This is a genomic window from Methylomonas sp. LW13, from assembly GCF_016865255.1.
Taxonomy (GTDB): domain Bacteria; phylum Pseudomonadota; class Gammaproteobacteria; order Methylococcales; family Methylomonadaceae; genus Methylomonas.
Genome location: NZ_CP033381.1, coordinates 4,370,428 through 4,395,588, shown reverse-complemented (window position 1 = coordinate 4,395,588; position 25,161 = coordinate 4,370,428). Strand labels below are relative to the sequence as shown.

33 protein-coding genes and 1 tRNA gene are annotated in these 25,161 nt (G+C 51.1%); 7 read left to right on the top strand and 27 right to left on the bottom strand.

Annotated features, from left to right (window positions below; translation table 11 throughout):
• Positions 1-169: 169 nt before the first annotated feature.
• The 14 genes from JL719_RS19865 to JL719_RS19800 all read right to left on the bottom strand — a co-directional run bounded on the left by JL719_RS19865 (position 170) and on the right by JL719_RS19800 (position 12,617).
• Positions 170-478: a hypothetical protein gene (locus tag JL719_RS19865; protein WP_033159257.1), complete on the bottom strand. Its 309-nt coding sequence runs from the start codon at positions 476-478 to the stop codon at positions 170-172.
• Between the two features lie 157 nt (positions 479-635).
• The gene (gene flgL, locus JL719_RS19860; RefSeq protein ID WP_051670497.1) at positions 636-1,544 is read right to left on the bottom strand and encodes a flagellar hook-associated protein FlgL; all 909 of its coding nucleotides are present in this window, start codon (positions 1,542-1,544) and stop codon (positions 636-638) included.
• A gap of 9 nt (positions 1,545-1,553) precedes the next feature.
• The gene (flgK, locus tag JL719_RS19855; RefSeq protein WP_033159259.1) at positions 1,554-3,221 is read right to left on the bottom strand and encodes a flagellar hook-associated protein FlgK; all 1,668 of its coding nucleotides are present in this window, start codon (positions 3,219-3,221) and stop codon (positions 1,554-1,556) included.
• 9 nt (positions 3,222-3,230) lie between these two features.
• Positions 3,231-4,277 carry a flagellar assembly peptidoglycan hydrolase FlgJ gene (gene flgJ, locus JL719_RS19850; RefSeq protein WP_033159260.1) on the bottom strand — a complete coding sequence of 349 codons (1,047 nt, stop codon included), beginning with the start codon at positions 4,275-4,277 and terminating at the stop codon, positions 3,231-3,233.
• 45 nt (positions 4,278-4,322) lie between these two features.
• The gene (locus tag JL719_RS19845; RefSeq protein WP_033159261.1) at positions 4,323-5,411 is read right to left on the bottom strand and encodes a flagellar basal body P-ring protein FlgI; all 1,089 of its coding nucleotides are present in this window, start codon (positions 5,409-5,411) and stop codon (positions 4,323-4,325) included.
• Between the two features lie 22 nt (positions 5,412-5,433).
• A complete protein-coding gene (flgH, locus tag JL719_RS19840; protein WP_051670499.1) occupies positions 5,434-6,138 on the bottom strand; it encodes a flagellar basal body L-ring protein FlgH in 705 nt (234 codons plus the stop codon).
• 15 nt (positions 6,139-6,153) lie between these two features.
• Positions 6,154-6,942 carry a flagellar basal-body rod protein FlgG gene (gene flgG, locus JL719_RS19835; RefSeq protein ID WP_033159262.1) on the bottom strand — a complete coding sequence of 263 codons (789 nt, stop codon included), beginning with the start codon at positions 6,940-6,942 and terminating at the stop codon, positions 6,154-6,156.
• Positions 6,943-6,993: 51 nt separating this feature from the next.
• Positions 6,994-7,737, bottom strand: a complete 744-nt coding sequence (gene flgF, locus JL719_RS19830) for a flagellar basal-body rod protein FlgF (protein WP_033159263.1) — start codon at positions 7,735-7,737, stop codon at positions 6,994-6,996.
• Positions 7,738-7,753: 16 nt separating this feature from the next.
• The gene (gene flgE, locus JL719_RS19825) at positions 7,754-9,085 is read right to left on the bottom strand and encodes a flagellar hook protein FlgE (protein ID WP_033159264.1); all 1,332 of its coding nucleotides are present in this window, start codon (positions 9,083-9,085) and stop codon (positions 7,754-7,756) included.
• Between the two features lie 13 nt (positions 9,086-9,098).
• On the bottom strand, positions 9,099-9,779 hold the full coding sequence (locus JL719_RS19820; protein WP_033159265.1) for a flagellar hook assembly protein FlgD: 681 nt from the start codon (positions 9,777-9,779) through the stop codon (positions 9,099-9,101).
• A gap of 7 nt (positions 9,780-9,786) precedes the next feature.
• Positions 9,787-10,203 carry a flagellar basal body rod protein FlgC gene (gene flgC / locus JL719_RS19815; protein ID WP_033159266.1) on the bottom strand — a complete coding sequence of 139 codons (417 nt, stop codon included), beginning with the start codon at positions 10,201-10,203 and terminating at the stop codon, positions 9,787-9,789.
• Between the two features lie 2 nt (positions 10,204-10,205).
• Positions 10,206-10,601: a flagellar basal body rod protein FlgB gene (gene flgB, locus JL719_RS19810; RefSeq protein ID WP_033159267.1), complete on the bottom strand. Its 396-nt coding sequence runs from the start codon at positions 10,599-10,601 to the stop codon at positions 10,206-10,208.
• Between the two features lie 178 nt (positions 10,602-10,779).
• Positions 10,780-11,646: a CheR family methyltransferase gene (locus tag JL719_RS19805; protein WP_051670501.1), complete on the bottom strand. Its 867-nt coding sequence runs from the start codon at positions 11,644-11,646 to the stop codon at positions 10,780-10,782.
• A gap of 38 nt (positions 11,647-11,684) precedes the next feature.
• A complete protein-coding gene (locus tag JL719_RS19800; protein ID WP_020483236.1) occupies positions 11,685-12,617 on the bottom strand; it encodes a chemotaxis protein CheV in 933 nt (310 codons plus the stop codon).
• Between the two features lie 117 nt (positions 12,618-12,734).
• Here JL719_RS19800 and flgA point away from each other — a divergent pair, with 117 nt between their 5' ends.
• The 5 genes from flgA to JL719_RS19775 all read left to right on the top strand — a co-directional run bounded on the left by flgA (position 12,735) and on the right by JL719_RS19775 (position 15,220).
• Positions 12,735-13,424 (top strand): flagellar basal body P-ring formation chaperone FlgA, encoded by a 690-nt coding sequence (gene flgA / locus JL719_RS19795; RefSeq protein ID WP_033159268.1) that lies wholly within the window; start codon positions 12,735-12,737, stop codon positions 13,422-13,424.
• 69 nt (positions 13,425-13,493) lie between these two features.
• The gene (gene flgM, locus JL719_RS19790; RefSeq protein ID WP_033159269.1) at positions 13,494-13,799 is read left to right on the top strand and encodes a flagellar biosynthesis anti-sigma factor FlgM; all 306 of its coding nucleotides are present in this window, start codon (positions 13,494-13,496) and stop codon (positions 13,797-13,799) included.
• Positions 13,800-13,803: 4 nt separating this feature from the next.
• Positions 13,804-14,298: a flagellar protein FlgN gene (locus JL719_RS19785; protein WP_033159270.1), complete on the top strand. Its 495-nt coding sequence runs from the start codon at positions 13,804-13,806 to the stop codon at positions 14,296-14,298.
• Between the two features lie 33 nt (positions 14,299-14,331).
• Positions 14,332-15,111 carry a flagellar brake protein gene (locus JL719_RS19780; protein WP_033159271.1) on the top strand — a complete coding sequence of 260 codons (780 nt, stop codon included), beginning with the start codon at positions 14,332-14,334 and terminating at the stop codon, positions 15,109-15,111.
• Between the two features lie 32 nt (positions 15,112-15,143).
• Positions 15,144-15,220, top strand: a tRNA-Arg gene (locus JL719_RS19775).
• Between the two features lie 117 nt (positions 15,221-15,337).
• Here JL719_RS19775 and JL719_RS19770 read toward each other — a convergent pair.
• The gene (locus tag JL719_RS19770; RefSeq protein ID WP_033159272.1) at positions 15,338-16,114 is read right to left on the bottom strand and encodes an SIR2 family NAD-dependent protein deacylase; all 777 of its coding nucleotides are present in this window, start codon (positions 16,112-16,114) and stop codon (positions 15,338-15,340) included.
• A gap of 108 nt (positions 16,115-16,222) precedes the next feature.
• On the opposite strand from JL719_RS19770, the gene JL719_RS19765 reads away from it, so the two are divergent.
• Both JL719_RS19765 and JL719_RS19760 read left to right on the top strand, forming a co-directional pair.
• Entirely contained in the window at positions 16,223-16,972 is a 750-nt protein-coding gene (locus JL719_RS19765; RefSeq protein ID WP_033159273.1) for an Lcl domain-containing protein, read from the top strand.
• A gap of 89 nt (positions 16,973-17,061) precedes the next feature.
• Positions 17,062-17,472 carry a hypothetical protein gene (locus tag JL719_RS19760; protein ID WP_201799003.1) on the top strand — a complete coding sequence of 137 codons (411 nt, stop codon included), beginning with the start codon at positions 17,062-17,064 and terminating at the stop codon, positions 17,470-17,472.
• Between the two features lie 113 nt (positions 17,473-17,585).
• Here the strand turns inward: JL719_RS19760 and JL719_RS19755 are convergent, their stop codons facing one another.
• From JL719_RS19755 to JL719_RS19705, 12 genes are all read right to left on the bottom strand, one after another.
• Positions 17,586-17,996: a hypothetical protein gene (locus JL719_RS19755; protein WP_033159274.1), complete on the bottom strand. Its 411-nt coding sequence runs from the start codon at positions 17,994-17,996 to the stop codon at positions 17,586-17,588.
• Positions 17,993-18,187: a hypothetical protein gene (locus tag JL719_RS19750; RefSeq protein ID WP_033159275.1), complete on the bottom strand. Its 195-nt coding sequence runs from the start codon at positions 18,185-18,187 to the stop codon at positions 17,993-17,995. The genes JL719_RS19755 and JL719_RS19750 overlap by 4 nt, the downstream gene beginning before the upstream one ends.
• Positions 18,184-18,585, bottom strand: a complete 402-nt coding sequence (locus JL719_RS19745; RefSeq protein WP_033159276.1) for a DUF5681 domain-containing protein — start codon at positions 18,583-18,585, stop codon at positions 18,184-18,186. Before JL719_RS19745 ends, JL719_RS19750 begins: the two co-directional genes overlap by 4 nt.
• Before the next feature lie 186 nt (positions 18,586-18,771).
• Positions 18,772-18,897, bottom strand: a complete 126-nt coding sequence (locus tag JL719_RS24185; protein ID WP_225892913.1) for a DUF5681 domain-containing protein — start codon at positions 18,895-18,897, stop codon at positions 18,772-18,774.
• Between the two features lie 147 nt (positions 18,898-19,044).
• Positions 19,045-20,976, bottom strand: coding sequence for a phage/plasmid primase, P4 family (locus tag JL719_RS19740; protein ID WP_165385986.1), 1,932 nt, complete (start codon positions 20,974-20,976; stop codon positions 19,045-19,047).
• A gap of 328 nt (positions 20,977-21,304) precedes the next feature.
• Complete coding sequence (locus JL719_RS19735; protein WP_051670503.1) at positions 21,305-21,550, bottom strand: hypothetical protein; 246 nt, start codon at positions 21,548-21,550, stop codon at positions 21,305-21,307.
• Positions 21,547-21,768 (bottom strand): hypothetical protein, encoded by a 222-nt coding sequence (locus JL719_RS19730; protein WP_084153541.1) that lies wholly within the window; start codon positions 21,766-21,768, stop codon positions 21,547-21,549. Before JL719_RS19730 ends, JL719_RS19735 begins: the two co-directional genes overlap by 4 nt.
• A 132-nt stretch (positions 21,769-21,900) precedes the next feature.
• On the bottom strand, positions 21,901-22,506 hold the full coding sequence (locus tag JL719_RS19725) for a hypothetical protein (RefSeq protein WP_033159278.1): 606 nt from the start codon (positions 22,504-22,506) through the stop codon (positions 21,901-21,903).
• A gap of 25 nt (positions 22,507-22,531) precedes the next feature.
• Complete coding sequence (locus JL719_RS19720; RefSeq protein WP_033159279.1) at positions 22,532-22,798, bottom strand: type II toxin-antitoxin system RelE family toxin; 267 nt, start codon at positions 22,796-22,798, stop codon at positions 22,532-22,534.
• Positions 22,782-23,006, bottom strand: coding sequence for a DUF6290 family protein (locus JL719_RS19715; protein WP_033159280.1), 225 nt, complete (start codon positions 23,004-23,006; stop codon positions 22,782-22,784). The genes JL719_RS19720 and JL719_RS19715 overlap by 17 nt, the downstream gene beginning before the upstream one ends.
• An 18-nt stretch (positions 23,007-23,024) precedes the next feature.
• Positions 23,025-23,387 (bottom strand): CCDC90 family protein, encoded by a 363-nt coding sequence (locus JL719_RS19710; RefSeq protein WP_020483227.1) that lies wholly within the window; start codon positions 23,385-23,387, stop codon positions 23,025-23,027.
• A gap of 15 nt (positions 23,388-23,402) precedes the next feature.
• Complete coding sequence (locus JL719_RS19705) at positions 23,403-24,521, bottom strand: tyrosine-type recombinase/integrase (protein WP_033159281.1); 1,119 nt, start codon at positions 24,519-24,521, stop codon at positions 23,403-23,405.
• Positions 24,522-25,161 lie beyond the last annotated feature (640 nt).

Below are 25,161 nucleotides of genomic sequence, written 5' to 3'. Positions count from 1 at the left end.
GTAAACTCATCATGCCACGTCTGCTTTTGGCTGGACATTTGTCATTGGTTTTATTGTTTTGTTAGGCGGCTTTTGGCCGAAATTTGCCCATCAACCCACTCCAGAACACCTACCGGAAAATCGGGTTTGCGATAGGTTTAAAGACAATTCACAAATATCCGAAGCTACATCAGGCTTCAAAACCCATCTCGAAGGAAGAGAAGCCGGACTCGTCGCCGTATATCAACGACAGGCCGGACGGATCGGGTATTTTGCTTTGTTTGGCCGAGTAGGCGTCCAGGATTGGGGTGATGTGGCGTACCGATCTGGGCGTGGTGTAAACCAGGAAGGCCGTTTCGTCGTCGGACCAGCCGCCGAACATCGCCATGCCCTCGGGGCCGTTTCGCGCCACGTAGGCGGCTCGGAAAGCGCCTAACAGCACGTAGATTTCACCGGATTCGTATTCCTGGCGGGAGAGGGTGATGCGGTGCCAACTCATGGTTTTTGCCATTTCATGCCTTCCGTCACTAAATCAACTTAATTGACCTAAATCGTCTTGCTGCTTGATTTTGCTCAGCCCCAAGAATCTTAACATCGGAAGGCAATGCAGACCATACAGGTGCCCACCGGGATGGATAATCCCGGTGCTAGAAAAATTACGAAATGTAATTAAACAACGACAGATTTTGTACCTTGGTAAAGGCTTGCTGCGCGGCTTGCAGTGATATTTGTTGCAGATTGAATTTGCTCAAAGCTTCGGCGTAATCCAGGTCGCCGATGTCCGAGGCGGTGGATTTGTTGTCCAGAATGTAGTCGGCGTTTAAATTTTCCTGATCGTCCAAGGCGTTTAAACGGGCGCCGGCCGAGGCGCGTATCGTATCGAAGCGCACCAGAGCGGTATCGATGTCGTTCAGCGAGTTCTTATTGGGCGTGTTGGCTTTTAAATCGGCGGATATTTGCGCGACTGCTTGAAACACGTTGCTGATGCTGCCTGCTGTCAGCGGCGCGACTTGAATACTGCCGAACACCGACTCGCCGGGGTCGCCGTCGGTCACTTGCCGGGTGGGGCCTATCGCGATACTACGTTGGTTGGCGTCACCCTGATAGGCGTAAGCCGGGGTGTCGGTAAATGCGGCCTGATCGGTTTTGTATCCGGAATAAATATACTCGCCGTTGGCATTTTTGGTGTTGGCGATGCTTAGTAATTGCTTGTTCAACTCATCGATTTCCATCGCGATTTGTTTGCGGTTGGTGGCGGTGTTACTGTCGTTCAAACCTTGTACGGTCAATTCCCTGATTCTATGCAACACGCTGCCGGCATTATCCAGGCCGGATTCTTCCAGGTCGAGCCTTTGCCGCGCCGCGCCGATGTTGACTTGGTATTGCTCATTTTCCTTAATGTTGTGATTCAGGTCGATCATACTGGTGGCGGCGACCGCATTTTCCGCGGGGCTGAGGTATTTCTTGCCGGACGATAGTTTTAGCTGAGTCTCGCTGAGTTTGGATTGTTGATCCAACATCGCGTTAAGGCCGAGCTGATGATTCCATGAAGTTGAAATGCGCATAATAATCTCCTAGCGAAATGCCCCGATCAGCGTGTCGAACAGTGAGTTAGCCACCGACACGGCTTTGGCTGCTGCCTGATACGAATTTTGAAAATTGATGAGATTGGCCGCTTCTTCATCCAAGTTGACGCCGGATACGTTTTCCTTGGCGCTGGTGGCTTGCTTTAGCAGGGTTTCCTGCGCGGTGCGACCCACCGAGGCGGCATGCGTTTGCGAACCCACATCCGAGATCATTTGCCCATACACTTGGGTAAAGCTGGCTTTACCGCCGAACATTTTTGCTTGGGTTTCCAGGTTAGCCAATTTCAGCGCATTGCTGTTGTCGCCGGGCAGGCCGGTGGCGCTGGCGGCAGCAATTTGTCTGGGATTGGTGATGGCCGCGTTCACTTTGATTTTGGCGGCGGCATTAAAGTTGGGGCTGATCTGGAAGGAATCGCCGCTGGTCAACGAGCCGCCGCTAAAACTAATACTAAAACCGTTAGTGGCGGCGGTGGTCGCCAGAGTAGCGGCGCTTAAGCCTGTGGTAGTGGTATTGTCGCTTAAATTGGTCAGGCTGAAAGTGGCCGCCGGCACCGTTGCGGTCACATCAAGCCGGTAAGCGGCGCCCAAGCCGGATGCTGATGTTGGGGCAACAAATGCGCTAGAAACCACCAAGGTGCTGTCGCTGACGGTGGCTTTCACTTGTGGAGTAGGCGAATTCAAATCAAAAAACGCCACATTGGTGTTGCCGTTGATGTCGTAGCCGGCTTTATGAATATTGTTAAATTCCGTAGCCAAACCGGTTGCCAGCAAACCCAGCTGTTGTTGCGCAGGGTCCAGTACTTGATCTCTAAAGCGCAAATTGCCGGAGATTTCGCCGCCGGATAACTGTTTTGAAATATCCTGGCCATTCAGCATGATCAGCTTTTGATTGACGTCGTTACTGTCGCCGACCACGGACAGCGTCGAAGCCGCACTGCCCAACACCAGTGGTTGGCCCTTGCCGATAAACACGTTGTAAGAGCCGTCGGCTTGGGCGACATAGGAAACATCGGCTTTTTCGGCAATTTTAGTCAGCAATAGATCGCGCTGATCCATCAACTCGTTGGGCATTTGCTTGCCGGACGAGCGGCCGATGTCCGACACGATTTTCACATTCAATTCGGCCAGGGTTTTGGCAAAGCCGTTTAGCTCTTGCACCGAGCTGGTGATGTTATCGTTGACGCGCTTACGCAAATCGCCGAAGCGGGCGCTCATGGTGTTGAATTGCTGGGTCAGCGATTCGGCTTCGGTCAACATCACCTGGCGGGCGGCCACCGAGCTGGGATCGTTGGCAACGCTGTCGATCGCATCGAAAAAGCTTTTCATGGCCGGTGCCAGACCAGTGGTTTCGTCGGCGGTGATATTGTCGATTTGCGAGGACAAGGTGTAAAAACTGTCTATATCGTGAAACGTCGCGGTGCTGGAGCGGACCTGATTGCTGATGAACTGGTCGTAGCTGCGGGTGATATTAGCAACCTCGACGCCGTTGCCCATATAGCCGTTGCCGGTGAATTGCTCGGGGCGGGTGGCCAGTTCGACGCGCTGCCGGCTGTAGCCTTCGGTGTTGGCGTTGCTGATGTTGTTGCTGGTGGTTTCCAGCGAGCGCTGGAACGCCGTCAGCCCCGACAATGCGTTTCCGAGAATGCCAATGGCCATGGTCGCCTCCTATCCCGCGCTTTTTAGAGCTGCTACCTGGGCCGCGGTTTGGCTGTGGTAGATCGTCATGACTTTTTCGGCATACCGCGGATCGGTGGCATAACCGGCTTGTTGCAGCTCGTGTAAATAGTGTCCGGCGTTGCCGGCTTTTTTCAAAGCTTCGCTGTAACGCGGATTGGTTTTGATAAAGTTCACGTAATCGTCGAAGCTCTCTTTATAGGAATCGTAAGCCCGGAAGCCGGCCATTTCTTTTTTGGCGACACCCCCGGCATATTCCAGCGTCATGGTTTTGGCTTGTTTGCCTTGCCAGGACCTGTCGGCCTTGATATTGAACAAGTTAAAGCTGTTATCGCCCTGGGGATTTTTCACCATGCCTTGGCCCCAGCCGGTTTCTAATGCCGCTTGAGCCAGCAAGACATTGGGATCTACTCCCAGGCTGCGCGCGGCTTGTTCGGCATGCGGACGCAATTGGTTAACGAACTCGTCTCTGGAGGTTAGCGGCCGATCATTTTCGCTGCTGACTTTGTCGTCCAGGGTTTGCCATTGGTCGGCTAGCGCATTTTGACTACGTTCCAAACGGGCCAAACTGCGTTCCAGGCTGCTTAAGCCGGAGGCATCCAGCGGCAGGGATTCTTCGCTTTCCTCGCCGGCTCGCAACGACTGATGATGGTCGGGCTTATTGCTGGCGCCGGTGCCGGCCGCGCGATTCAAGAAATCGCCAGTGGACAGTTGTTTGTCTTGTTCTTCGTCTTTGTTTTGTTTGGGCGACAGTTGTTGGGCAATCAAATCCGCAAAACCGATGCCGGGTTTGCCGGCCAGGTGCACGGACATTTGCTGGTCGTACATGTCTTGATAAAACTGGGTTTGTTGGCTATCCAAAATGCCTTCGGACAATTTAGCCTGACGCATGTTTTTCATGATCATGCCTAAAAACACCGACTCGAATTGTTTGGCGACTTCCTTGATCGCCTCGGGCGATTGCTCGCGGGCGCCTTGTTTAAGTTTCGCCAGGCCGTTGAAGTCGGTATAAACCGAAGCGCTGTCTACGTTTAACATGGGAATCTCCAAAGAATCATGCAATTGGCGGCTGTGTAACGTTGTTTAAATCACAATCAACTCGGCTCTGAGCGCGCCGGCGGATTTCAATGCTTCCAAAATCGCCACCAAGTCGCTGGGGCCGGCGCCGACGCCATTTACCGCTTGGACGATCTCGTCCAGCGATACGCCGGGGTTGAAGACAAACATGTGGTTTTTATCTTCTTTAACCGAGACATTGGATTGCGGTGTGACTACGGTACTGCCGCCGGATAAGGGGTTGGGCTGGCTGACTTGTTGGTTTTCGCTGATCGTCACCGTCAGGCTGCCATGAGACACCGCGGCCGGTTGTACTCTGACCTTGCTGTTGATAATCACGGTGCCGGTGCGCGAGTTGACGATCACTTTGGCCGGTGCGTCGTCGGGAGCCAATTCCAGGTTTTCGATAACTGAGGCAAAACCGACCCGTTGATTGGGATTAACCGGCGCTCTGACGCTGACCGAAGTGGCGTCGACGGCTTGCGCGGTGTCGGCGCCTAAAGCCTTGTTGATCGAGTCCGCCATGCGCTGCGCGGTGGTGAAATCCGCGGAATTCAAGTTAAACACCAGGTCCGCGCTTTGATCGAATGAACTGGGCACGATGCGTTCCACCGTGGCGCCGTTGGGTACCCGGCCGACCAGTGGATTGTTGACGGTAATTTTTGAGCCGTCCTGGCCGCCGGCACTAAGGCCGCCTACCACTAAATTCCCTTGTGCCACCGCATACACATTGCCGTCGGCACCGCGTAAAGGACTCATCAACAGCGAGCCGCCGCGCAAACTTTTGGCATCGCCTATCGAGGACACCGTGACGTCAATTTTTTGACCGGGTTTGGCGAAAGCGGGCAGGTCGGCGTGAATACTGACCAATGCGACGTTTTTGGCTTTGGGATCGGTATCGGGCGGCAAGGTCAGGCCCAGTTTGCCCATCATGCTGCGCAGGCTTTGGCCGGTAAATTTGGTTTTGTCGCCGGTTTTATCCAGCCCCGTCACCAGGCCATAGCCCACCAATTGGTTGGTGCGCACGCCGGCGATGGCGGCGATGTCTTTGATACGTTCCGCTTGCGCGGTATTTGCCAAGAGCAGTAAGGCGAATGAAAAGAGTATTTTGTTCATCAGATTTCTCCGTCAGCCTCGGCTAGAAAGGAAACAAGGGGCTGGAAAGAATTCGCGAGATCCAGCCGGGCTTGCTGCTGTCGGCCAAGGCGCCGTCGCCGGTGTACATAATTGTGGCGTCGGCCACTTTGCTGGAGGCCAGGGTGTTGGCGACGTTGATGTCGATAGGCCTTACGATGCCGGACAGGCGGATATATTCGCTGCCGTCGTTCAGCGTCACACGTTTTTCGCCGCGCACGCGCAGATTGCCGTTGGGCAACACGTCGACCACGGTCACGCTCATGCTGCCGGTCAACCGGTTACTTTGCCGGGAGTCGCCTTTGCCTTCGCTGCTGCGGTCGGTACTGTATTCGAGCGATGAGGCCAGGTCATGTCCAAGCAAAGCCTCGCTGGCGACGCCGAATAGAGTTGGGGCGGAGCCTTTGATATTGATGTCAGAGTTTTTACTGGCCTTGGAATTGGCTTGCTTGGTGGCGTTGGTGTTTTCGTCGAAGGTTACCGTCAAAATATCGCCGACCCGGCGCGCGGCATGATCTTCGAATAAGCGCATGTCGTAGCCGGCCTGGTAAATCGCGCCGTTGCTTTGTTGGGGCGGCCGCAAATCGGCGGGTTGTACCGGGGCGAAGTCGGGGTCGCGTTTTGGCAAGGTATCGCAGCCTGCCAGCAAGGCGATTGCCGCTACCAGCAAAATTTTGCCGCCTGCTTGCCGTGTGATGAATGTATTCATGAGCTTTGTCCTGAATTAAAGTTGTTGCGTGACAAAGGACAACATCTGGTCGGTGGTGGAAATGGCTTTGGAGTTCATCTCATAAGCACGCTGGGTTTCTATCATGTTGACCAGCTCTTCCACGACGTTGACGTTTGAGGTTTCCAAGGAACCTTGAATCATGGTGCCAAGTTCGTTTTCGCCGGGCGCTCCGATAATCGGCGCACCGCTGGCGACAGTTTCCCGGAACAGGTTGTCGCCAATCGGCTCCAAGCCGGCGGTGTTGATGAAGTCGGCGATCTGAATCTGTCCCACCTGATTGGCTGCCGCCGCGCCGGGTTGGGTTACCGATACCGTGCCGTCCTGGCCGATGGTGACGCTCAGCGCGTCTTGAGGAATGGTGATGGCCGGTTCCAGCGGCATGCCGTTGGAGGTGACCACTTGGCCGGTGGAATCCATTTTGAACGAGCCGTCACGGGTGTAGTTGATGTCGCCGTTGGGCATTAAAATCTGCATAAACCCGCGTCCGCTGACCGCTATATCCAGCGAGTTGCCGGTTTGTAGAATATTGCCTTGGGTGTGCAGTTTTTCGGTCGCTACCGTGCGCACCCCGGTGCCTAGCTGTAAGCCGGTGGGTAATTGGGTGTTCTGGGTGGACTGTGCGCCGGCTTGACGGACGTTTTGATACATCAAGTCGGCGAAAATCGGTCTGGCTTTCTTGAAGCCGGTGGTGTTGACGTTGGCCAGGTTATTGGAAATAACCGCCATGCGGGTTTGTTGGGCATCCAAACCGGATTTTGCGACCCATAATGCTCGTTCTGTCATGACAATCTCCTAATCTGACAATTTTTTGTCTTATCAGGAGTAAAGCAGAAACTATGCCACTTGCATCAGCTTGGCGCTGGCGCCTGATGTGTCATCGATGTTTTTCATGACCTTGGATTGCAATTCGAAGTTTCGAGACAGCTCTATCATTTCCACCATCGCCGCCAAAGCATTGACGTTACTGGATTCCAGAGAGCCTTGAATCAGCGTGACAGTGGCGTCGGCCGGTATGGCGCCGGCTTGCTTGGCGTGCATCAAGCCATCTTCGCGTTTTTCCAGATTGGCCGGATCGGGATTCACCAGCTTGATCCGTTCAACAATCACGCTATTGGTGGCATTGACGCCTTGCGGGACGATGGAGATGGTGCCGTCGGTACCGATTTCCAGTTTTTGGGCGGGCGGAACCGTGATCGCTTCGCCGCCTTCGCCAAGCACCGAGAGTCCTGCGCCGTTTTGCAGTAAGCCTTCCGGGGTGAGGCGCAGATCACCGGCGCGGGTATAGGCCTCCTGGCCCTCGGCATTACGCACCGCGATCCAGCCTTGGCCGTTGATGGCGACATCCAGGTCGCGGCCGGTGGTGTGGATACTGCCGCTGGCCATGTTGGTGCCCGGGCGTTCGGTCATCGAATAGACCCTTGATGGATAACCGGGACCGAAAGCCGGCATCGCGCGAAATTGCTCGAAATCGGCCTTGAAGCCGGTGGTTTGGGCGTTGGCCAGATTATTGGCGTTGGCGCCTTGCGCCAGCAAGGTCTGCTTGGCGCCGTTCATCGCAATGTATAGGCTACGGTCCATGGTTATTCCCCATTAATTACCGAATCTGCAGTATGGTTTGCATAATGCTGTTTTCAGTGGTGATGGTTTGCGCATTGGCCTGGTAATGCTGTTGGGCTACGATCAGGTTGACCAGTTGCGCGGATAGCTCGACATTCGAGCTTTCCAACGCGCCGGCCTGAATCAAGCCGAAGTTATTCGCGCCGGCCTCACCGGGAATCGGTTCCCCGGAGTTGGCGCTTTGTCCCCAAGCGGTGTCGCCGATTTTGGCCAAGCCGTTGGTATTGGCGAAGCGGGTCAATGCCACTTTACCCATGGTCTGTGAGCCGCCGTTACTGAAGCGGGCAAATATCACCCCTTCATCGTCAATATCAATGCCCGTCAAGCGTCCGGCCGGTAAGCCGTTTTGCGTCATCGTATTCACGCTGAACTTTTCCTGAACCTGGGTGGAACCGAAGAAGTCCATGGTGCCTACCTTCACAGGGGCCGCGCCGGTCGCCGGCAGTATGGTGTAATCACTCAAGGCGAAGCGTCCGGACACCGGGGATTGTAATTTGCCGGAGGAATCAAAAGTCATCACGGCCGGCGTCGGCAAAGTGGTGGTCGTGGCCGGGGCGGCGACCGCCGTGCCATAGGTGCCGGCATTGATGGAGGTTCGGGCGTTTGGGGTGGCTGGCTCGGCCATAAAATGATACACACTCCAATTCGTAGTGGAGGCTGTCGAGGCGCCTTTTACATAATAGGTGGAGAGAATATGCGGCGAACCCAGCGAATCGTAAACAGTCACCGAGGTTTGCGAGTTGTAGGAGTTATTGTTGGTTGGGTCGAACGGAGTTACGCTGGGAACTGTTTCGTTGGCGTTGAGATTTACCGCCAGAGAGACAGTGTCGGTGGCGCTGGGTAAGCCGGTGAGGGTATTGATCTGCACCGGTTGCGTCACCCCGGTGCTGAAGCCGTCGGAGACTGCAGTGCCGTTGGGTTTATAAACCATCAGTGATTTGCCTTGGTTGTTAACTAGATAGCCGTCCTTGTCCAGTTTGAATTCGCCGGACCGGGTATAAGTGATGTCATTGGTTTCTGTTGGGCTTTTGGCCATGGTAAAGAAGCCTTCGCCGCTGATCGCCAAATCCAGGTTGTTGTCGGTGAACGACAAGCTGCCTTGGTTGAATTGTTGGGCGACGTTGGCAACTCTGACGCCGGCGCCGGCCGTGGTGTTGCTGACTCCCCCCAGACTGGAGGCGTAAACGTCGGCAAATTCCGACCGCGACTTTTTAAAGCCTACGGTGTTGGCGTTGGCAATGTTGTTGCCGGTCACCGCCAGATTGTTGGATGCGGCGTTTAAGCCGCTTAATGCTGTTGTAAAAGCCATGATGCCTTCTCCTTCACAAGATTTGTTTAATTTGACTGAATTTTACGGTGCCGACGCCGTCCAGATTGACTTGCAGGCCGTTGCTGCCGCTGCCCATCGTCACGCTTTTCACTAGCGATTTAATATTGGTGGCTAATACCGTATTGACGCCGTCAATTTTGGCTTCCGCTTGAATTTTGTAGACGCCGGGGTCGGCAAATTGTTTATTGCTGTCTTTGCCGTCCCATTCGAAGGTGGTAGTGCCCGCCGACTGTGCGCCCATATCGATTTCTCTGATGATGGCGCCGGTTTGCGGGTCTATGATTTTCACGCTGACATTCGGCGAACTGCTGGGCATTTCGAAATCGCCCGAGACGCTGCCGCCGGCACCCAGCAAAGCTTCCTTGGAGGGTGCCGAAACATGGCGGCCAACCAAGCCGGCTGCTTGCAGGGCTTGGTCTGAGCTGAGCGAGCTGGCAAACTCTTTGAACGAAGCCTGTAGATCTTGAATACCCGATACGGTGCTGAATTGCGCCATCTGGCCAAGAAATTCGCCGTTGTCCATGGGCTTCATCGGGTCTTGATGCGTCATTTGCGTGGTCAGCAGTTTCAGAAACTGGTCTTGCCCCAAGCTTTGTTTTTTTACGCCGCTTGATGTGTCGGAGCTGGTAGTGGCCAAGCCGAGACTTTTAAAGGTGTCTATTGCGCTGGTCATAAATGCCTCACTGTCCCATTTTCAGGGTTTGCAAAATCAGGTTTTTAGCCGTATTCAACACCTCTACATTGTTTTCGTAGGAGCGGGAAGCGGACATCATATTGGCCATTTCTTCCACGGTGTTGACGTTGGATTTATAGATGTAGCCGGTCGCGTCCGCCAACGGATGATTGGGGGCATATTCCATCACCGGCGGCGCTTGGTTTTCGACGACGCCCAGCACGTTGACGCCGCTGGCGGTGCTGTTCTTGTCCATTGCATTTTTCAGTTCGGCGGCAAACACCGGTTGACGGGATTTGTAGACCTGGTCGATGCTGCTGCTGACGCTGTTGGCGTTGGAAATATTGCTGGCGACCAGATTGAGTCTCAGGTTTTGCGCGTTCATACCGCTGCCGGCGACATCGAAGATGCGAAATGCAGACATGGTTATTCTCCTTTAATGGCCGACATCAGGCCGGAAAACTTGTTGTTGATAAACCGTAAGCTGGCTTCGTACTGCACGGCGTTTTCTGCGTATTTGGCTTGTTCGATGTGCGATTCGACGGTATTGCCGTCCAGCGAGGCTTGTTGCGGATTGCGGTACAGCAGGTCTGCGCCGAGTACATTATTCTGGCTAGACAGATGGCCTTGCTGGCTGCGTTTCAGCTCTGATCCTGCCCCGGCCAGGGTTTGTTGAAACACCGACTTGAAGTCCAGATCGCGGGCTTTGTAATCGGGCGTGTCGGCGTTGGCCAGGTTTGATGCCAGAATTTCGCTGCGCTTTTCGCGCAACGCTAATGCTTGCGGATGAATGCCTAAGGCACTGTCGAAATTAATAGCCATAATTGCCACCTTTGGGTTTTTTAAACTTTAAAGCAGTATATGTGCCATAAAATAAATGTGCTGTTATTTCATTTGTGTAGCGGATTTTAGGGATGGCGAGAGTGTCAAAAAACAGTGCTTCGGGCGGGGCGGCAAAATGCTGCCGCTGTGTTAAGTCGTCAATAAACTGACGAGCGACTTAACCGATTTTTTTGAAGTAGCTGGTTAAGCCGGAACGAACCAATTCAAAGCTGTTTAAGCCTGTCGGCATCGCTTCGGTACTGCTGAGGAACAGATAGCCGCCGGGTTCCAGGCTGTCAGCCATGCGGGAGAGGATGTCGCGTTTAACTTGATCGGAGAAATAGATCAGGACGTTGCGACAGAAGATCAGGTCAAAACGGCCCAAGGCAGTGAACGATTTGAGCAGGTTGAATTGTTGAAAACGCACGAGTTGGCTGACTTCCGGGCTAAGTAAGTAGCCGTCGTAATTTTTGTGGAAATACCGGGCTTTTGCCGCGCTATCCAGGCCGCGAGATAGTGCGGCTTCCGAATAAACCGCTCGCTTGGCTTCTTCGAGGATAGCTTCCGAGATGTCCGTGCCGATAATTTGCACGGAGCGGGATTTGCTGGAGGCTCTGATGGCTTCCAGGGCGCAGATGCCTATCGAGTAGGGTTCTTGGCCGGATGAGCAGGCGGCGGACCAAACTCTTACGTTGCCGTTTTTGCTGTTTAACAAGCCGGGTAAGACCTTGTCTTTGAGTTCGACGAATTGCCGTTCGTCGCGAAACCAGAACGTTTCATTGGTGGTCATCGCGTCGATGACGGCGCTTTTGATTTTTTGCGCGGAAAATGACGCGGATTGCAGGCTGTTGGCTAGTTCAGCGAAACTTGTGAATTCAAATTTGCCCATCAAGGGCAATAATCGGCTTTTTACCAGGTATTGTTTGCTGTCACCCAACTCGATGCCGCAGCTCTGGCTGAGGAATTGTTGTATGGTTTGGTACTCCGCGGCGGAAATGTCGATAATTTTACCCGCCGGACTACCCGGTTCAGCCTGGTTCAACATGTCTAAGCTTTGCGGCTGGACGGCGTCTCGAGTATCGGTCAGGAATGGGCTGCATGATAAAGTTTGAGCTGATGCTGAATGGAATTCATCAACGAGTCTGGGTCAAATTTGGCCAGAAATTCGTTAGCGCCGACTTTTTGGACCATTGATGTGTTAAACACGCCGCTTAATGAAGTATGCAAAATCAAATAGATTTTTTTCATGTTGGGGTCGGCCTTGATTTTGGTAGCTAGGGTATAGCCGTCCATGCGCGGCATTTCTACATCGGAGATGATCATCGAGTATTTGTCCTGAATATCGATGCCGTCGGCCACCAGCGCGTTTAAATGATCCCAGGCTTCTTGGCCGTCTTTTAGCAGCGTACATTCGATGCCGATTTGCTGGCAGACCCGTTTAACCTGGTTCCTGGCCACCGATGAATCGTCCACTACCAAGATATGATCGTTTTTGCTGGTTACTTCCATGTCGATGATTTCTGCAGAAGCTTCTTCGCGGCCGCCGATGACTTCTTTCATCACTTTTTCGACGTCAATCACCTCTATCAGCTCACCGTCGATTTCAGTCACTGCAGTTAGATAGCTTTCTTTGCCGGTGCCGGTAGGTGGGGCTTTTACTTGTTCCCAACCGATATTAATGATCCGGTCTACCGAGCCGACCAGAAAGCCTTGAATGGAACGGTTGTATTCGGTGACGATGACGTAGCAGCCGGCGTCGCGGACCAAGGGTCTCATGCCGATAGCCATCGACAAATCGAGTACGGGAATGGTTTTACCGCGCAGGTGGGCCACGCCGCAAATCACCGAATGTGAATTGGGAATTTGCGTTAAGGGCGGGCATTGAATCACTTCCTGAACTTTGAAAACATTAATCCCAAAGCGTTGTTTACTAACAAGTTTAAACAACAAGAGTTCGAATCTGTTGTGCCCCGCTAGTTTGGTGCGCTGATCGACTCCGTCTAAGACTCCGGCCATAAAACCCCCTGAAATATATTGCTTGCAATTATAGACACTTTGCTTTTTTTTACTTTATAAAATTACTGGTATGTTTCGTGCTGTATTCTTGCAAAAGTCAAAAAAATGGCGACTGCAATGAAGATCAAAAATTTGAGAGTGATTTGGCTGTTGGTCTGCGAAACAGCGTTAGCGGGGCCGATGCAGTCGGTGCCGTTAATCCAGGATGCGGTTAACCAATACATCAGCACCAATCTTGCTCCAGGCGGCAAGTACGAAATAGGCGGAGCGCAAATTGATCCGCGTTTGCAATTGCCGCAGTGCGAACAACCATTACAAGTATTTACCCAATCCGGCGAAATAAAGCCTGGCAGGAATACGGTGGGGGTGCGATGCCAAGGCGAAAGAGGCTGGACGATTTACAGCATGGTATCGGTAAGGTCGTTTAAAGACGTACTGGTCCTGAATCGTTCATTACAGCGCAATGATGTGATTCGTGCCGAGTATTTGACTACGGAAACTCGCGATATTGGCTTGTTGCAACAGGGTTATCTGACTGAGTTGGATGATGTCGTTGATAAGCAGGCGGTACGTAATATTCCCGCCGGCAGTGTGTTGAGTAAGCTGCACGTTACCGAGTTGACGTTGGTCAAGCGGGGCGAGCGGGTGAATATTCAATCGGGCAAGGCCGGAGTGCTGATTAGCGCGGTCGGCACGGCGATGGCGGATGGCGCAAAAGGTCAGAAAATCAATGTAAAAAACTTGTCTTCGCAACGGGTAATCCAGGCCACCGTGGTGGATTCCGGTCAGGTATCGGTTTATTTTTGATAAAGCGTTAAAGGAATTTATGATGATGCCGCTAAATGCTACAGATAAAACTAATTTAGGAATACCGTCATGGCTATCGACCCTATCACCAGCAAATCTGTTAGCACACCGCTACCGGCAAAACCAGCGGTTAAGGACTCGGCCGAACTTAAAGAGAAGCCCGTCAGCGGCGCCTCCACGGACACAGTCAACATCACAGCGACCGCTCTGGACATTAAATCGGCAACTGCTGCAAGCGCTACCGCCCCCGTGGTGAACGAAGACCGTGTGGCGGCCATAAAAGCCGCTTTGCAGGACGGCAGCTATCAAGTCAACGCCGAGCGCGTTGCCGAGAAAATGTTGCAATTTGAAGGTCAACTAACCAATAGCACATGACGTCATGATAGAGAAAACTTATCAAATCACCGAAAAACTACTAAATAACGGTTTAAAAGCAACGCAAAGTTTGCACGAGCTGCTGAACGCCGAAGCCGCAAACCTGAAACAAAAAACCGATGCGGATGCCATATCGGCAATCGCTACCCACAAAAAAGATCTGGTTGCCCAGCTTGAGCAATTCACCAAGCAACTTGGGCAGGTACTCGCCACCGAGCAACTGGTGGTGAGTAACGATGGCATGAAAGCCTATCTGGTCAAAGCTAAATCCGCCGGTATCAATATTTCCGAATCCTGGAATTATTGGAATCACATCGTTAGGCTCTCTCAAACCTGTCGCACAATTAACGAACAAAACGGTGCCAGCATTGCGTTATTGAGTCGACATACGCAAAGATCACTGCAAATCTTAAGAGGCAAGTCGCCGTTAGCTGCTACCTATGGGCCTGATGGCGTCACCCGCAACGAGCTGTTTTCGCATACATTAATTTCGGTGTAGACTGAGCGACGAATAACCAGATAGGTCGCTCATATGCTGCGAAAACTCAAGCATTTATTTTCAAAACCGTTGCCGACGGAGCCCGCTCACGATGACGATGACGAGCTATTGAGTTTTGAGAACCCCAACTTTATTACCGAATCTGACAAGATTGCCAAATTACTGGGGGAAATTGAAAATAGTTCGCCGCTATGTACCGTTCAGGTTGAGGGCGAGGACTTTAGTTCTTCAATATTGGCAGTCAAACTGGATAAAAAGGTCATTATCCTCGACGAGCTGATGCCCAAACACGGTAACGATTTTCTGTTGCTTAATCGCTCGCTGAAACTCTCTACCTTTCATAAGGGTATCCATTTATCGTTTAATCTGGCGGGAATCGAAGTCGGTCATTCAAGGGGAATCAATTACTACAAAGCCCCGTTCCCTGATCGCGTGTTTTATCCCCAGCGGCGGCGCACTCCGCGTCTGGAAATTAGCAGTATCGATATTCCGTTTTCCGGCGTTGTGCAGCGCACGGGTATTTCGGTTGGAGGTAGTCTGTTCGATTTATCCAGAGGCGGAGCGGGGATTACCGTTCCCGTTAATAGGGCGCGGGTTCAGCGCGGCGATACCGTCAAAAACTGCCAAATCACCTTTGAAGATTATGTTATGGATTTTGATCTGTCCGTACGCTTTGTAAAGCCGGTATCGGCGGCATCAGCCAAAGTGCAAATCGGCGGATTATTCGAAAATCTGTCTGCAAAAAGCCAATCCAAGCTGTCCTATTTCATCACTTCACTTGAGCGCGTGGAGATTAGAAAACAGAAAGCCTAGTCTTTTGGCCTGTGGTAAAATCACGCGCTAAGGTCCCGGTAGCTCAGCAGGATAGAGCGGTCCCCTCCTAAGGGACAGGTCGGACGTTCGAATCGTCTCCGGGACGCCATATAAATCAATGTCTTGTGCTGATTAATAAAAACTTAAAACGCTCTGCGTCACACTCACGTCACGCTAAGAAATAAAAAGCCTCAAAAACCTACCTGATTTCTCTACTTAATAAACGCTAACCAATTCGGTTAGATGGTTTGGCTTTTAGGCCGTTCAATAACTTGGGCAGAACGTCCCCGGCTTTCGCTTTCATATTGAAATCGGCTTTGCTGTCCAGCGGGGTTTCGTCGGGGTTGATTTGAATTACCTTTGCGCCGTGCTGCTTGGCTATATCGGACAAACCGGCTGCCGGCCAAACAAGCGCAGATGTTCCGACGGAAATAAACACCTCACATTTGGATACTGCTTGCGCAGCTTGCTTTAAGGCTTTTTCCGGTAAAGATTCGCCAAACCAAACTACTCCAGGGCGAATGGTATTGCCGCAAATTATGCACACTGGTGGCTCAACGCGCCTGCCGCCCTCGGGTTCATTCGGTATGCCCTCCGGGTGTTGATAGGGATTCCCGCAATAGCTGCATCGTGGCTTATGCAAACTGCCGTGCAGGTGGATAACGTCATTGCTGCCGGCGCGTTCGTGTAAGTCATCCACGTTTTGCGTAATCAGAGAGAATTGCTCGAACCGCCTTGCCAATTCCGCCAATGACAAGTGCCCGGCGTGCGGCTGGGCCTTGAGTGCGTGCATTCTGCGCCATTCGTACCAACCCCAGACCAAAGCTTTATCTTCCTCGTAACCGCGAGGACTTGCCAAACGTTGCGGGTCGTAGCGTTCCCAAAGCCCGGTCTGCGCGTCTCGAAAGGTGGCGATGCCGCTTTCTGCCGACATGCCAGCTCCTGACAAAACAGCGACGCGTTTTGCCTTGCGAATTTCATTCAAGATTTTGTTTTCTGTCATCTTCGATAGGAAAAAATTGGCGTTAGAACCAAGTTGCTTTGTTTTGCCGTTTGTTGTGGGGTTACGGCATGATTGCCCTATGATTAACCACAAGCCAAGGGAATCGTTATGGAAATCAAGAAAATACTAGGCGTTTTGGTCGGCTTAGCATCGACAGGGGCCAATGCGACTTTAATCCCGTACACCTCCAACGGCGTGGCTTTGGTTTATAGCAGCGTTAGTGATGTGACTTGGCTTGCTGATGCAAATTTATTTGACACAATGGAGACCAGACAGATTGCACCATCTTTCATTAATTCAATAATTTCCGATACACCTTATATCTACGATACGCCAAATTACTTTGATGGAGAATATTCTTTTCCCGAAGGAAACCTTAATCCTTCTGGAAGGTACAAAGTGACGGGCTACGATTTCCTTGCGGGTGGATTAATGACTTGGTACGGAGCCATAGCATTTGTTAATTACTTAAATACAACAAACTATGCAGGTGCTAACCAATGGCGATTGCCAACTATTAGCGATTATGCAAATCAAGGATACAGTCAATTAGACGGTGAAATAGGACAGCTTTTTTATAAAGAACTGGGAGGTATTGCAAGCCAAGCTATCCCAGAAAATGATTATTTTCACAGCGTGAAATTTGCGTATTGGTACGGTTCTGAGTATTTGCCAAACCCAATTAATTCGAGCATGTTCTACACCTATGACGGCGCTCAAACCAACGATAATAAAACGAATCACTTGTACAGTTGGGTAGTTGCACCAGGACAATTATCTGAAGTTCCGTTGCCTAGCGCCCTTTGGTTCCTGTTAACTGGGGTTTTTTCAATACGTTTGCTTAAATTTAGAAGGTGATTCTGTATTGCAAAATATTAAAGCCCTTTGACTAGAGGGGCTACGATTAAAACCCTTACTTTTACGTTGGACAAACAAAGGAGTTCGTTATGAACATCAAGAAAATATTCATTAGCACCGTTTTTGCCGCTGTAGGGTTCCCAATAATGGTATCGGCAGAATGTCCATATGACCCGAACTGCTTAGACAATCCATATGGTGCTGGTAGCCCGTACAAGTCCGATGGGTTAAAAAATCCCTACAGTGAATACGGTAGCCCCTACAGCAATAAATCGCACACAAATCCTTATGCCACAGACGCACCAAAACTTTACGATAGCGAAGGAAATTACCGAGGACGCCTGAGCATAATCCCTACGATTCTGATTCCACTTCGAACCCCTACGGTAGATATGGAAGTAAATATTCGCCAGACAGTATTAATAATCCATACGGAGCAGGTAATCCACATTCGAATGCCCCCATTTATGTCGTCCCGTCTGAGTAGTTTGCCTAATTAATCGTTAGCAACTGTCATTGTAATCTTTCCTGGCCCAGACAATTTAACAATAAGAAGGAGCGCCAAATCGCATAATATTTTAATTTCGGCCTCAATCACCCGATTTACCAAGCCCTAAGCTCGAACATCGAATTCATCGAGATAGAAAACGTGCTTCGACTTTTTTCCAGGGTAACGACACTGCAAGGCTTGCTGCTCAGTTTTACCCTGCTCAAGAATGATAAAGACCGGGCCGGATTGGCAATTCTTTCGCTCAAGCTTGTGCAGTCTATTTTGCAACGCCATTGAATTTACCTCGCAAGGGGATAAAAGATTTTGATAGTTGTGTAGGTCGGCCAGAAAATGGCATCGCTGGCCCGAGAAGGCCACTACCGATTCGTTTTGCTCGCGTCGAATCGTTTCCCCTTCGCATTCGTAGCCAAAGATTTCAGCGCCAGGGTCAACGATAAATCGAGAAATTCGAATACAGGATTGTTGGGCATTCTGCCGCTGTTCCATCTGACAGATTCGCTTATCTAAGTTCATGCTGCCAACATCCAGGTATAGGCTTCTTCCGGTGACAATCCACTAGTTTTGTTAACCGGTTTTTCAGATGCGGTTGCGGGTTGGCGCACCATCCAAAGATACTGCTCCATCGGGCTTAATCCTTCCGGCATTTTCGGTGGATTGATTGAATGCAGATTTTCCAAATGACTGAGTCGGGCTTGCAAACTCATTGTCTACTCTCTAGTGCTTCAACTCTGGCAATTAGCTCGGTGGTTTCAATCAGCTTGCCTTGATGAGTCAGAACGGAAATTAGCTGATTGGCAACGTCAGGCGGGACATTACCGGATAACGCCGCATTGACAACTTCCGCGCCTTGCTCGGCCAATCCTGCGGACTTGTTCAGGGTAATTGCCACGCTCGCCGCCACCGGTCTCAGCGTTGGAGCAATGCGGTCTAACAGCGTCTTACAGGCTTGCAGGTCGCCGTTGAGCGCGGCATCCATCACCACTTTCAATATATCTTCGCGGCGTTCCTCAATCGCTTTACGCACCATGCCGCCCGCTGATTTGCCTTTGGGCCTGCCGTTAGGGTTTCCCGACTGTCCGGGTTTGAATTTAGGCGTTGGCATCGCAAACTTCTGTTATCGCTCTGTTAGAGTTCTGATAATTCATAATTGAACTGCGTTTAATTTATCAACATAACTCTTCCGTTGCAAACCAAAGCCTTCAACGAAATGGATGATTTGCTTGGAAATTAGGCCGTTCGCATGTTTTCACCTATTTGTGGCCTGTACATCGCCTTCCCTGGAATTCGACTAGTTTTCTACAACGTCCGGCATATCGTCAGAAATCGTTTTTCTAATCAATGTCTCCGGGGTTTTGTCCTTGGGTCGGCCTGCCGGGCTTCCGCTTTGGCCGGGTTTGAATTTGGTATTTGCCATCTGTTCAAATCCTGCTTGTTTCACAGTTTTTAATAATCTGAAAGTGCAGATAGAGCAGATAAAAGCCTTTTTTAGTAAAGTCCTCACGGAAATAAAATATAAGAAAACTTTGGGAAAATGGGATTTATCTGCACTATCTGCACTCGTTTACCAACCGCGGGCGGTTTTATAGTTGCCGGAATAGTTGGCTTCCTTAACGGCAAGGCCTGCCCAAAGCGTTAATCCACTGGACCTACGGCTATTAAATCCCCGTTCACCAAGCCGCCGACCAAGTGAAATGTTACTGGCTGGCTTTAAACCGTTATCGAAGCACCATTGCTTATAATTGCTGTAAATATCGGTCGATGATGTTTCAAAACTTGGTGACTGTCGGCAGCACTCAGCCAGCCAACGCCCGACCAAGTCCTGTTCGTCCTGATAGTCGCCTGTTGCTTGCCTGATGGTGGCAGGCACATCAACCAAACCGCGCCGCTGCCACTCAATACAGCCTTCTACCATCCACGCTAAGATGTGCGGGGATTCGGCTCTTAGTTTGTCTAATAGCGCAGGGTCGCGTTGTTCCGGTGTAAACGTCCTTTTGAATGGGACTAACCTAACTCGACGCCATATGCCGTAATCATTGCCTTTGATGATGGGCTTATGGTTGCCTAGCATCATCAGTTTAAATTGTGGCGTAAATTGGAAGGGTGCGGCGTAAAGCTTCCGTGCGGTCATGGTGTCGCCTGCCACAAGGCTTTTTATAAATGACTCGGCCAATGCTGCACCATCTTCGGTTTCGGAACTCATAGCCAGCCTAGCACCTATCAACTCGGCTAGGTCTGGTGTAGCCCCGCCGGCTTGCCGTTTCGATTCGGTTAATGTTTCGGCAGCGATGGCGCGCGCATAATCACCAAGGATAAATCGGATGGTATCAGCCAAAACGCTTTTACCGTTTGCACCCAAGCCAAAGCAGAAAACAAAGATTTGCGATAGAAACGCCAGCCAGCGCCGTGCCTCTTTAGATTTGCCCAACTGCTTGACGTTCAGCGACTTGGTTATAAAGTCGTTTTGTTGTGCGGGCCTAGTGGTTCCGGTTCTCAGGTCTAGTGATACACGACCACAATCTAAGGCTAAACGGAACGGGTCAGCATCGATAAGCGCCAGCGGCAAGCGTACCGTGTCGAAGTCCATCAATAACGACACAGATGCTTCAATGGTGCGTTCTTTCTGCGATGTGCGCGCCCATTTAGCAAAATGCTGGGCGTCGGCCAAGTGTAAGCCGCCCTCGGTGTAAATCTGCTGAGGTAATCTTGCGGCTAAGCCTCTTACTGTTGCGCCGTCAACGTCCCACATCCAAGCACCATCACGCCAATGTAGCCAGGCTTTGGCATCGTGGACATAATGCAGATTTCCTCCGTGAGCATCTAGCAATCGGGAGGCGTTGCCAAGCTCAGATAGTGGTCTAGTGCTTGCCGTGCCGTCGCGAACATCCGTACCTGATAACGCCGGAACTGCAAAACATGTTTTTGTGGTGGGCAGCGCTTCAAATACCTGCTCAATTTCCCGCCGTACCGCATCTAGTCCGGCAGATTGTGCCAAGTCATTAAAGTCCCCGCCATAGGGTGGAAATACCACGGCAGCGGCTACAGCTTGAGCCGCATCGGTTGCCTTGCTGCGTCCTGGGTTGCCCTCGGTTTGTATGTCATCATTGCCGCAAATTAAGAGGCGCGCGGATTGGTAACGATTCCGCAAATCTTCGGCCACACTGCGTAAATTCCCGGCAGAAAAGCACACACAGACCGCATATCCTGTTGCCCTATGCAGAGTGTCAGCAGTGGCGAAACCCTCGCATAATAACAGCGTAGCGCCGTTTTCCGGTGTGCCTAGCCACACATGCCCACGACACATACGACCGCCGCTATAAAAGCGTTTTTGGCCGTCTGGCGCGATACGTTGCAGGCTTTGCAATTCGCCAATAGAACCATAAACCGGCAGCACCAAAGAGCCGTTACTATCCACGCGCGCCATGTGCGGCTTAATAACTTTCCTCATTAAATACGGGTGCGTTTCATCCGCTGGGGTTGCCGCTTCCCATTCCATCAGGGCTTTTGCTGCGGCCTGTTTATATCCGGCTTCCCGTTCGTCCTGGGCTGCTTTCGTAGCCGCCTTAATGCTGCGGTTAAAGGCGGCTTGCTCGGCTGAATTTAAGGGTTTATCCCGCTTTGCTTGCCATACGTGTTGATTACCAGAGCGCCAGAACCCAAACGCCGCGCCTTGGCCGTCTGCGAATAAATGAACCCAGCCGGACAAGTCCGAGCGTTTGCCATTGGTGGAAAATCGCGTTGTTTTACTGGGCTGGATGTTATCGGGCGGGTCGAAACCCGCCGCTTGCATAGAGTCGCGCAATGATTGCAACATCAATTCCACCTCAAAGCCAGTTGCGTACAATCTGCTTATCTTCGGCAGTAAAGCTGTATTGGCCTGGATAGCATGAGTTGCCGTCCTTGTCGAAACGCTCTACACGGTCACACGGAACCGACAAGCCCTTTCTACGCAACCCTGCCACCAACTCAGGACCGTTTGAGCATCCGGCGATGTTGTCCAGGTTCTCGCGCATAATCGGATTATTTAATAGAGCGATTGCTACTCTTTTTTCGCGCGGGGATAGTTTCATTTTTTACCCCTTTGATTTTGACGTTCGACGCAAGCGAAAAACTCGGCTTCATCAATTAAAACTCGACGGCCAACACGCTTAAACGCAGTCGCAAAACCGTTAGTTTTCTCGTTAAATATTAAGTGACGTAATCCGCCTTGTGGTGGCCACGAGTGGTGCTTGTTCCATTCAGGAACAGGAATTAAGCGGTTGGCGGGTTGTGTTGCTGTAGTGGTCATGAATTACCCCTTACATTCAATTTTGATAAAGATTGATGTTTCGCCGCTTGGTGTTGTTGTTTGCGGCTTGGGGTAATTTTTCCGGTTAGGTGGGTAGTAAAACGATGTAGTAAAAGGTGGTAATTCGTGGGACTATTTTTTACTACGTCTTGCAAAACTGGCGTGGTTTGCCATCATGAACAGCTTGCGGCCTTTTTTCCATGCTGTTTCAAAACTACTTTCCTTGTCGAACAGCGATGGGTAATCATGCTCGCAAAGCTGCTGAATTATCCCTTTATCTCCGTCTGGGATTGCCATTGGTGAAAGTCTTTTTTGCTTGATAACCTCTAATATCGCTTTGTGCTGCTTTTCTAGTTTGGTAAGAGTTGTGTTGTCTTGCCAGTCGTGCGAAGGGTGAGATTCTTTTTCTGTAGGTTTACTATCGACTGAATTGGCCCACTTCCGAAAGACACTAATTTTTTTATTGATTCGCTCTAGTCTCGAATTATCGAACTCAGAGCGACCGGGCAGATTCGACAAGCGGTCGCGCTCCTTCTCTAGCTGTTTTGTCCATTCAACCTTGTAAAGACCTTGTGAGAAATAGTCATTTTCGATTCTTGCTTTTACAAAGAGCATACTGACGCTATTTTCAAGCAAAGCATCGACCGAAAACTTATCGGCGTTGATAGGCTTTTTGTGCTCAAAGACTGTTTCCGGCTCTATCGGGTTTTCTTTAAAAAAATCGTCTGTGTTAAACATCACTCTCCCCTGAAAATCGTGGCATTCATCGATAAATCTCCCGACGGTGACCTATCTCGATTATCAGTACCACCAATTCATCATCTTGGATTTGGCACAGCAATCGATAATCGCCGACGCGATACCTCCAGAGGTCGGACAAATTGCCTTGCAAGGCTTTGCCACTGGTGCGCGGGTTGTCTGTGGATTGGATGCGCTCTTGCAGAAAGGTAACGATGCGCTTTTGTACAGGCTTGTCCAATTTCTGCAAGTCCCGCTTGGCGTCGTCCGATAGCTCAATTGTCCAGGCCAAAGGCTTTCACCACATCATCTAGGCTATGGGAGATTTTTCCGCTGTCCAGATAACGCTGGTAAGCGGCTTCTGCACGCTTGGCGTCTTGGCTATCTTCCAGGTAGTCGAGTAGTGCGGTTTTAACCAGCTGGGCAGGGCTTAGTTGCTGTTGCTCGGCCAGCTCGGCCAGTACGCCAGCGGTTTCGTCGTCGAGTTCTAAAGTCATCATGGTTGGGCTCTCGCGCGACTAAATCAGGTGGGCGATTTTTAGCAATACGCCAATAATCAAACTGGTTTGCAGAAACCCAGCGCCGATAATCCAGCGTGTTAAATCCGCCTTGGTTTCCGCTATTTGTCTGCCGGTTTCGGCAATTTGCCGTCCTGTTTCAGCTCTGAGCATTTCAATATCATGGCGCAACGCGGTTTCAATCTCTTTCAAATCGCGCTTGGTGGCCACGTCGTCTAAATGGTAATCATGGCGCGCCTGTTCAAGGGTGCTGTCAGTGGCGCTGCGCTGTAGCTCGGTTAATACTTGCGCTTGGTCGTCACTAAAGCCCGCAGCTTTTAGACGGTTGGCAAATTGCAGGGTGTCAAATGGGATGGCGTTCATGGTTGTTCCTATGGGCTAAGGGTTAGCGCCGAATATCCGGCTGTTCATGCGTTCTACTACGCCGGCAATATGGCCGTCTGACAAGTGCGCGTAACGCTTCACCATGTCCAGGGTGCGGTGACCAAGGACGGCGGCAATATCGACCATGGACGCGCCGCCCATTGCTAAATAAGATGCCGTGCAATGTCTAAGGTCGTGCCAGCGAAAATTATTAACTTCGGCGCATTGTAAGGCATTCAACCACGCCTTTTTTAGCTCGATGGGCTTGTGTGGGTGAGTGGGAGAGGGAAAGACTAAAGCCGTGTCTAATCGTCTAACCTTGCTCAGTTTTTGCAGCTCGGCCAACGCTTGATTGGCTAACGGTACGCGCCGCCTGTCGCCGTTTTTGGTTGCGTGCAGAATGATGCAGGACTCGGACAGATTGACCACGCCCCAAGCGGTTTCGGTCGGCGGGCTTTCCGGTTCCCGCCAATACAGGTTCATGGTTTCCGATTGCCGCATGCCTGTGGATATAGCCAACACAAAGGCGGGGTAAAGCAATTCGTTTGGCGAATCCTTGCATGCCGCCGTTAGTCTGGATAATTCGCCGTCATCCAAAAAACGAACGATACCGCGCGGCAACTCTGGCATTTCAATGATGCCATCCTTGAGCGGGTTTTTCTCAATCCATCGCCATTCTAAGTGGCATATTTTCAAAACGTGGCCGATTGCGACAAAGTGGCGTTTGACGGTCGCAGCGGCTAGCGGCTTACCTTTGTTGCCGCCATGGTTTACTAACTTATCCCGACAGGTCACAAAATCTGTGATGCTCAAATCGGACAGTCGAAGGTAGCCTATTTCAGATTTCCACCATTCGAGAATCGGGCCGCGTATGCGTAGTTCGTTAGGTTTGAATTTGTTGGGGGCTACATCGGTTGCATATCGGTCTATCATCTCCACTACCGTGTGCTTTTTAGCTTCGGCTGTTTTGAAGTGCCGGCCCTCCTTGATTGCCGCTTCCGTTAATTGCGCCCACTTGCGTGCATCGGTCAGGCGGTTAAAACTTTCGTTTTGTGGCGGGCAGCCTTTCAGCCTAATTTGCACCGTATAGTAGGTCTCGCCGGTTTTGGTGGTGCGCTTGCGTATGTTTGCCATGTTGCCGCCTATGGGACAGCAATCGGCGTTTTGGTATGATGCCCTCAGCCATTGCTTAACCCTGTTCGTTAAGTGAGTCGGTCAGGGCTTGGTGATGTTGGTAGCGTCATCAGGCCCGTTTTGTTTGCGGGTTTAAGTATACTACGGCGTCACACTCACGTCACACTAAGCCACAAAAATCCATAACAAATAACAAAAGCTAGGCAAAGATGGTTGCAAGTAAGTATCTGATTTTTATTGTTATGTTTTGTTGTGCTTTGTGGTGGCTTTTGATTTGAAGCGCACTCCTAAGGGACAGGTCGGGCGTTCGAATCGTCTCCGGGACGCCATAACAGCCGTTACGGACTGCTTTTGGTTGACCAAAGCTCTCGCAATCGTTGCATCAAACGCCAGTTTAAAGTCTGGGTATGAGGCATAGTTTTTTGCAAATCCAACTCCCATGTGCGCTCAACGCTGATGGCGTTTTGAAATAGTTTTCCCGTGCGAGCTTATTTTTCTGCGCATCCGCTATCTTCATTATGAGTCTTGTAGCGGCCATGATTCATGCCAGTTTGGCTCGCTGATAAACTTCAATAGTTGGTCTTACAGGGTGGTAGCCCAGCCAGCAAAGCATCGTTCGTTAAAGGCTTTAATCAAAACT

Bases quoted from the DNA above. Each gene is read 5' to 3' on its own strand.
- JL719_RS19735 (WP_051670503.1), bottom strand. From the start codon at position 21,550: ATGAAACTATCCCCGCGCGAAAAAAGAGTAGCAATCGCTCTATTAAAT.
- JL719_RS19730 (WP_084153541.1), bottom strand. From the start codon at position 21,768: ATGACCACTACAGCAACACAACCCGCCAACCGCTTAATTCCTGTTCCT.
- JL719_RS19755 (WP_033159274.1), bottom strand. From the start codon at position 17,996: ATGAACTTAGATAAGCGAATCTGTCAGATGGAACAGCGGCAGAATGCC.
- JL719_RS19765 (WP_033159273.1), top strand. From the start codon at position 16,223: ATGGAAATCAAGAAAATACTAGGCGTTTTGGTCGGCTTAGCATCGACA.
- flgC (WP_033159266.1), bottom strand. From the start codon at position 10,203: ATGTCTGCATTTCGCATCTTCGATGTCGCCGGCAGCGGTATGAACGCG.
- JL719_RS19750 (WP_033159275.1), bottom strand. From the start codon at position 18,187: ATGAGTTTGCAAGCCCGACTCAGTCATTTGGAAAATCTGCATTCAATC.
- flgA (WP_033159268.1), top strand. From the start codon at position 12,735: ATGAAGATCAAAAATTTGAGAGTGATTTGGCTGTTGGTCTGCGAAACA.
- flgH (WP_051670499.1), bottom strand. From the start codon at position 6,138: ATGAATACATTCATCACACGGCAAGCAGGCGGCAAAATTTTGCTGGTA.
- JL719_RS19785 (WP_033159270.1), top strand. From the start codon at position 13,804: ATGATAGAGAAAACTTATCAAATCACCGAAAAACTACTAAATAACGGT.
- JL719_RS19780 (WP_033159271.1), top strand. From the start codon at position 14,332: ATGCTGCGAAAACTCAAGCATTTATTTTCAAAACCGTTGCCGACGGAG.
- JL719_RS19865 (WP_033159257.1), bottom strand. From the start codon at position 478: ATGAGTTGGCACCGCATCACCCTCTCCCGCCAGGAATACGAATCCGGT.
- JL719_RS19820 (WP_033159265.1), bottom strand. From the start codon at position 9,779: ATGACCAGCGCAATAGACACCTTTAAAAGTCTCGGCTTGGCCACTACC.
- flgK (WP_033159259.1), bottom strand. From the start codon at position 3,221: ATGGCCATTGGCATTCTCGGAAACGCATTGTCGGGGCTGACGGCGTTC.
- flgM (WP_033159269.1), top strand. From the start codon at position 13,494: ATGGCTATCGACCCTATCACCAGCAAATCTGTTAGCACACCGCTACCG.
- JL719_RS19725 (WP_033159278.1), bottom strand. From the start codon at position 22,506: ATGTTTAACACAGACGATTTTTTTAAAGAAAACCCGATAGAGCCGGAA.
- JL719_RS19715 (WP_033159280.1), bottom strand. From the start codon at position 23,006: ATGATGACTTTAGAACTCGACGACGAAACCGCTGGCGTACTGGCCGAG.
- flgJ (WP_033159260.1), bottom strand. From the start codon at position 4,277: ATGTTAAACGTAGACAGCGCTTCGGTTTATACCGACTTCAACGGCCTG.
- JL719_RS19705 (WP_033159281.1), bottom strand. From the start codon at position 24,521: ATGGCAAACATACGCAAGCGCACCACCAAAACCGGCGAGACCTACTAT.
- JL719_RS24185 (WP_225892913.1), bottom strand. From the start codon at position 18,897: ATGGCAAATACCAAATTCAAACCCGGCCAAAGCGGAAGCCCGGCAGGC.
- flgG (WP_033159262.1), bottom strand. From the start codon at position 6,942: ATGACAGAACGAGCATTATGGGTCGCAAAATCCGGTTTGGATGCCCAA.
- JL719_RS19710 (WP_020483227.1), bottom strand. From the start codon at position 23,387: ATGAACGCCATCCCATTTGACACCCTGCAATTTGCCAACCGTCTAAAA.
- JL719_RS19800 (WP_020483236.1), bottom strand. From the start codon at position 12,617: ATGGCCGGAGTCTTAGACGGAGTCGATCAGCGCACCAAACTAGCGGGG.
- JL719_RS19760 (WP_201799003.1), top strand. From the start codon at position 17,062: ATGAACATCAAGAAAATATTCATTAGCACCGTTTTTGCCGCTGTAGGG.
- JL719_RS19845 (WP_033159261.1), bottom strand. From the start codon at position 5,411: ATGAACAAAATACTCTTTTCATTCGCCTTACTGCTCTTGGCAAATACC.
- flgL (WP_051670497.1), bottom strand. From the start codon at position 1,544: ATGCGCATTTCAACTTCATGGAATCATCAGCTCGGCCTTAACGCGATG.
- JL719_RS19740 (WP_165385986.1), bottom strand. From the start codon at position 20,976: ATGGAATGGGAAGCGGCAACCCCAGCGGATGAAACGCACCCGTATTTA.
- JL719_RS19770 (WP_033159272.1), bottom strand. From the start codon at position 16,114: ATGACAGAAAACAAAATCTTGAATGAAATTCGCAAGGCAAAACGCGTC.
- JL719_RS19745 (WP_033159276.1), bottom strand. From the start codon at position 18,585: ATGCCAACGCCTAAATTCAAACCCGGACAGTCGGGAAACCCTAACGGC.
- flgE (WP_033159264.1), bottom strand. From the start codon at position 9,085: ATGGCTTTTACAACAGCATTAAGCGGCTTAAACGCCGCATCCAACAAT.
- flgB (WP_033159267.1), bottom strand. From the start codon at position 10,601: ATGGCTATTAATTTCGACAGTGCCTTAGGCATTCATCCGCAAGCATTA.
- JL719_RS19805 (WP_051670501.1), bottom strand. From the start codon at position 11,646: ATGTTGAACCAGGCTGAACCGGGTAGTCCGGCGGGTAAAATTATCGAC.
- flgF (WP_033159263.1), bottom strand. From the start codon at position 7,737: ATGGACCGTAGCCTATACATTGCGATGAACGGCGCCAAGCAGACCTTG.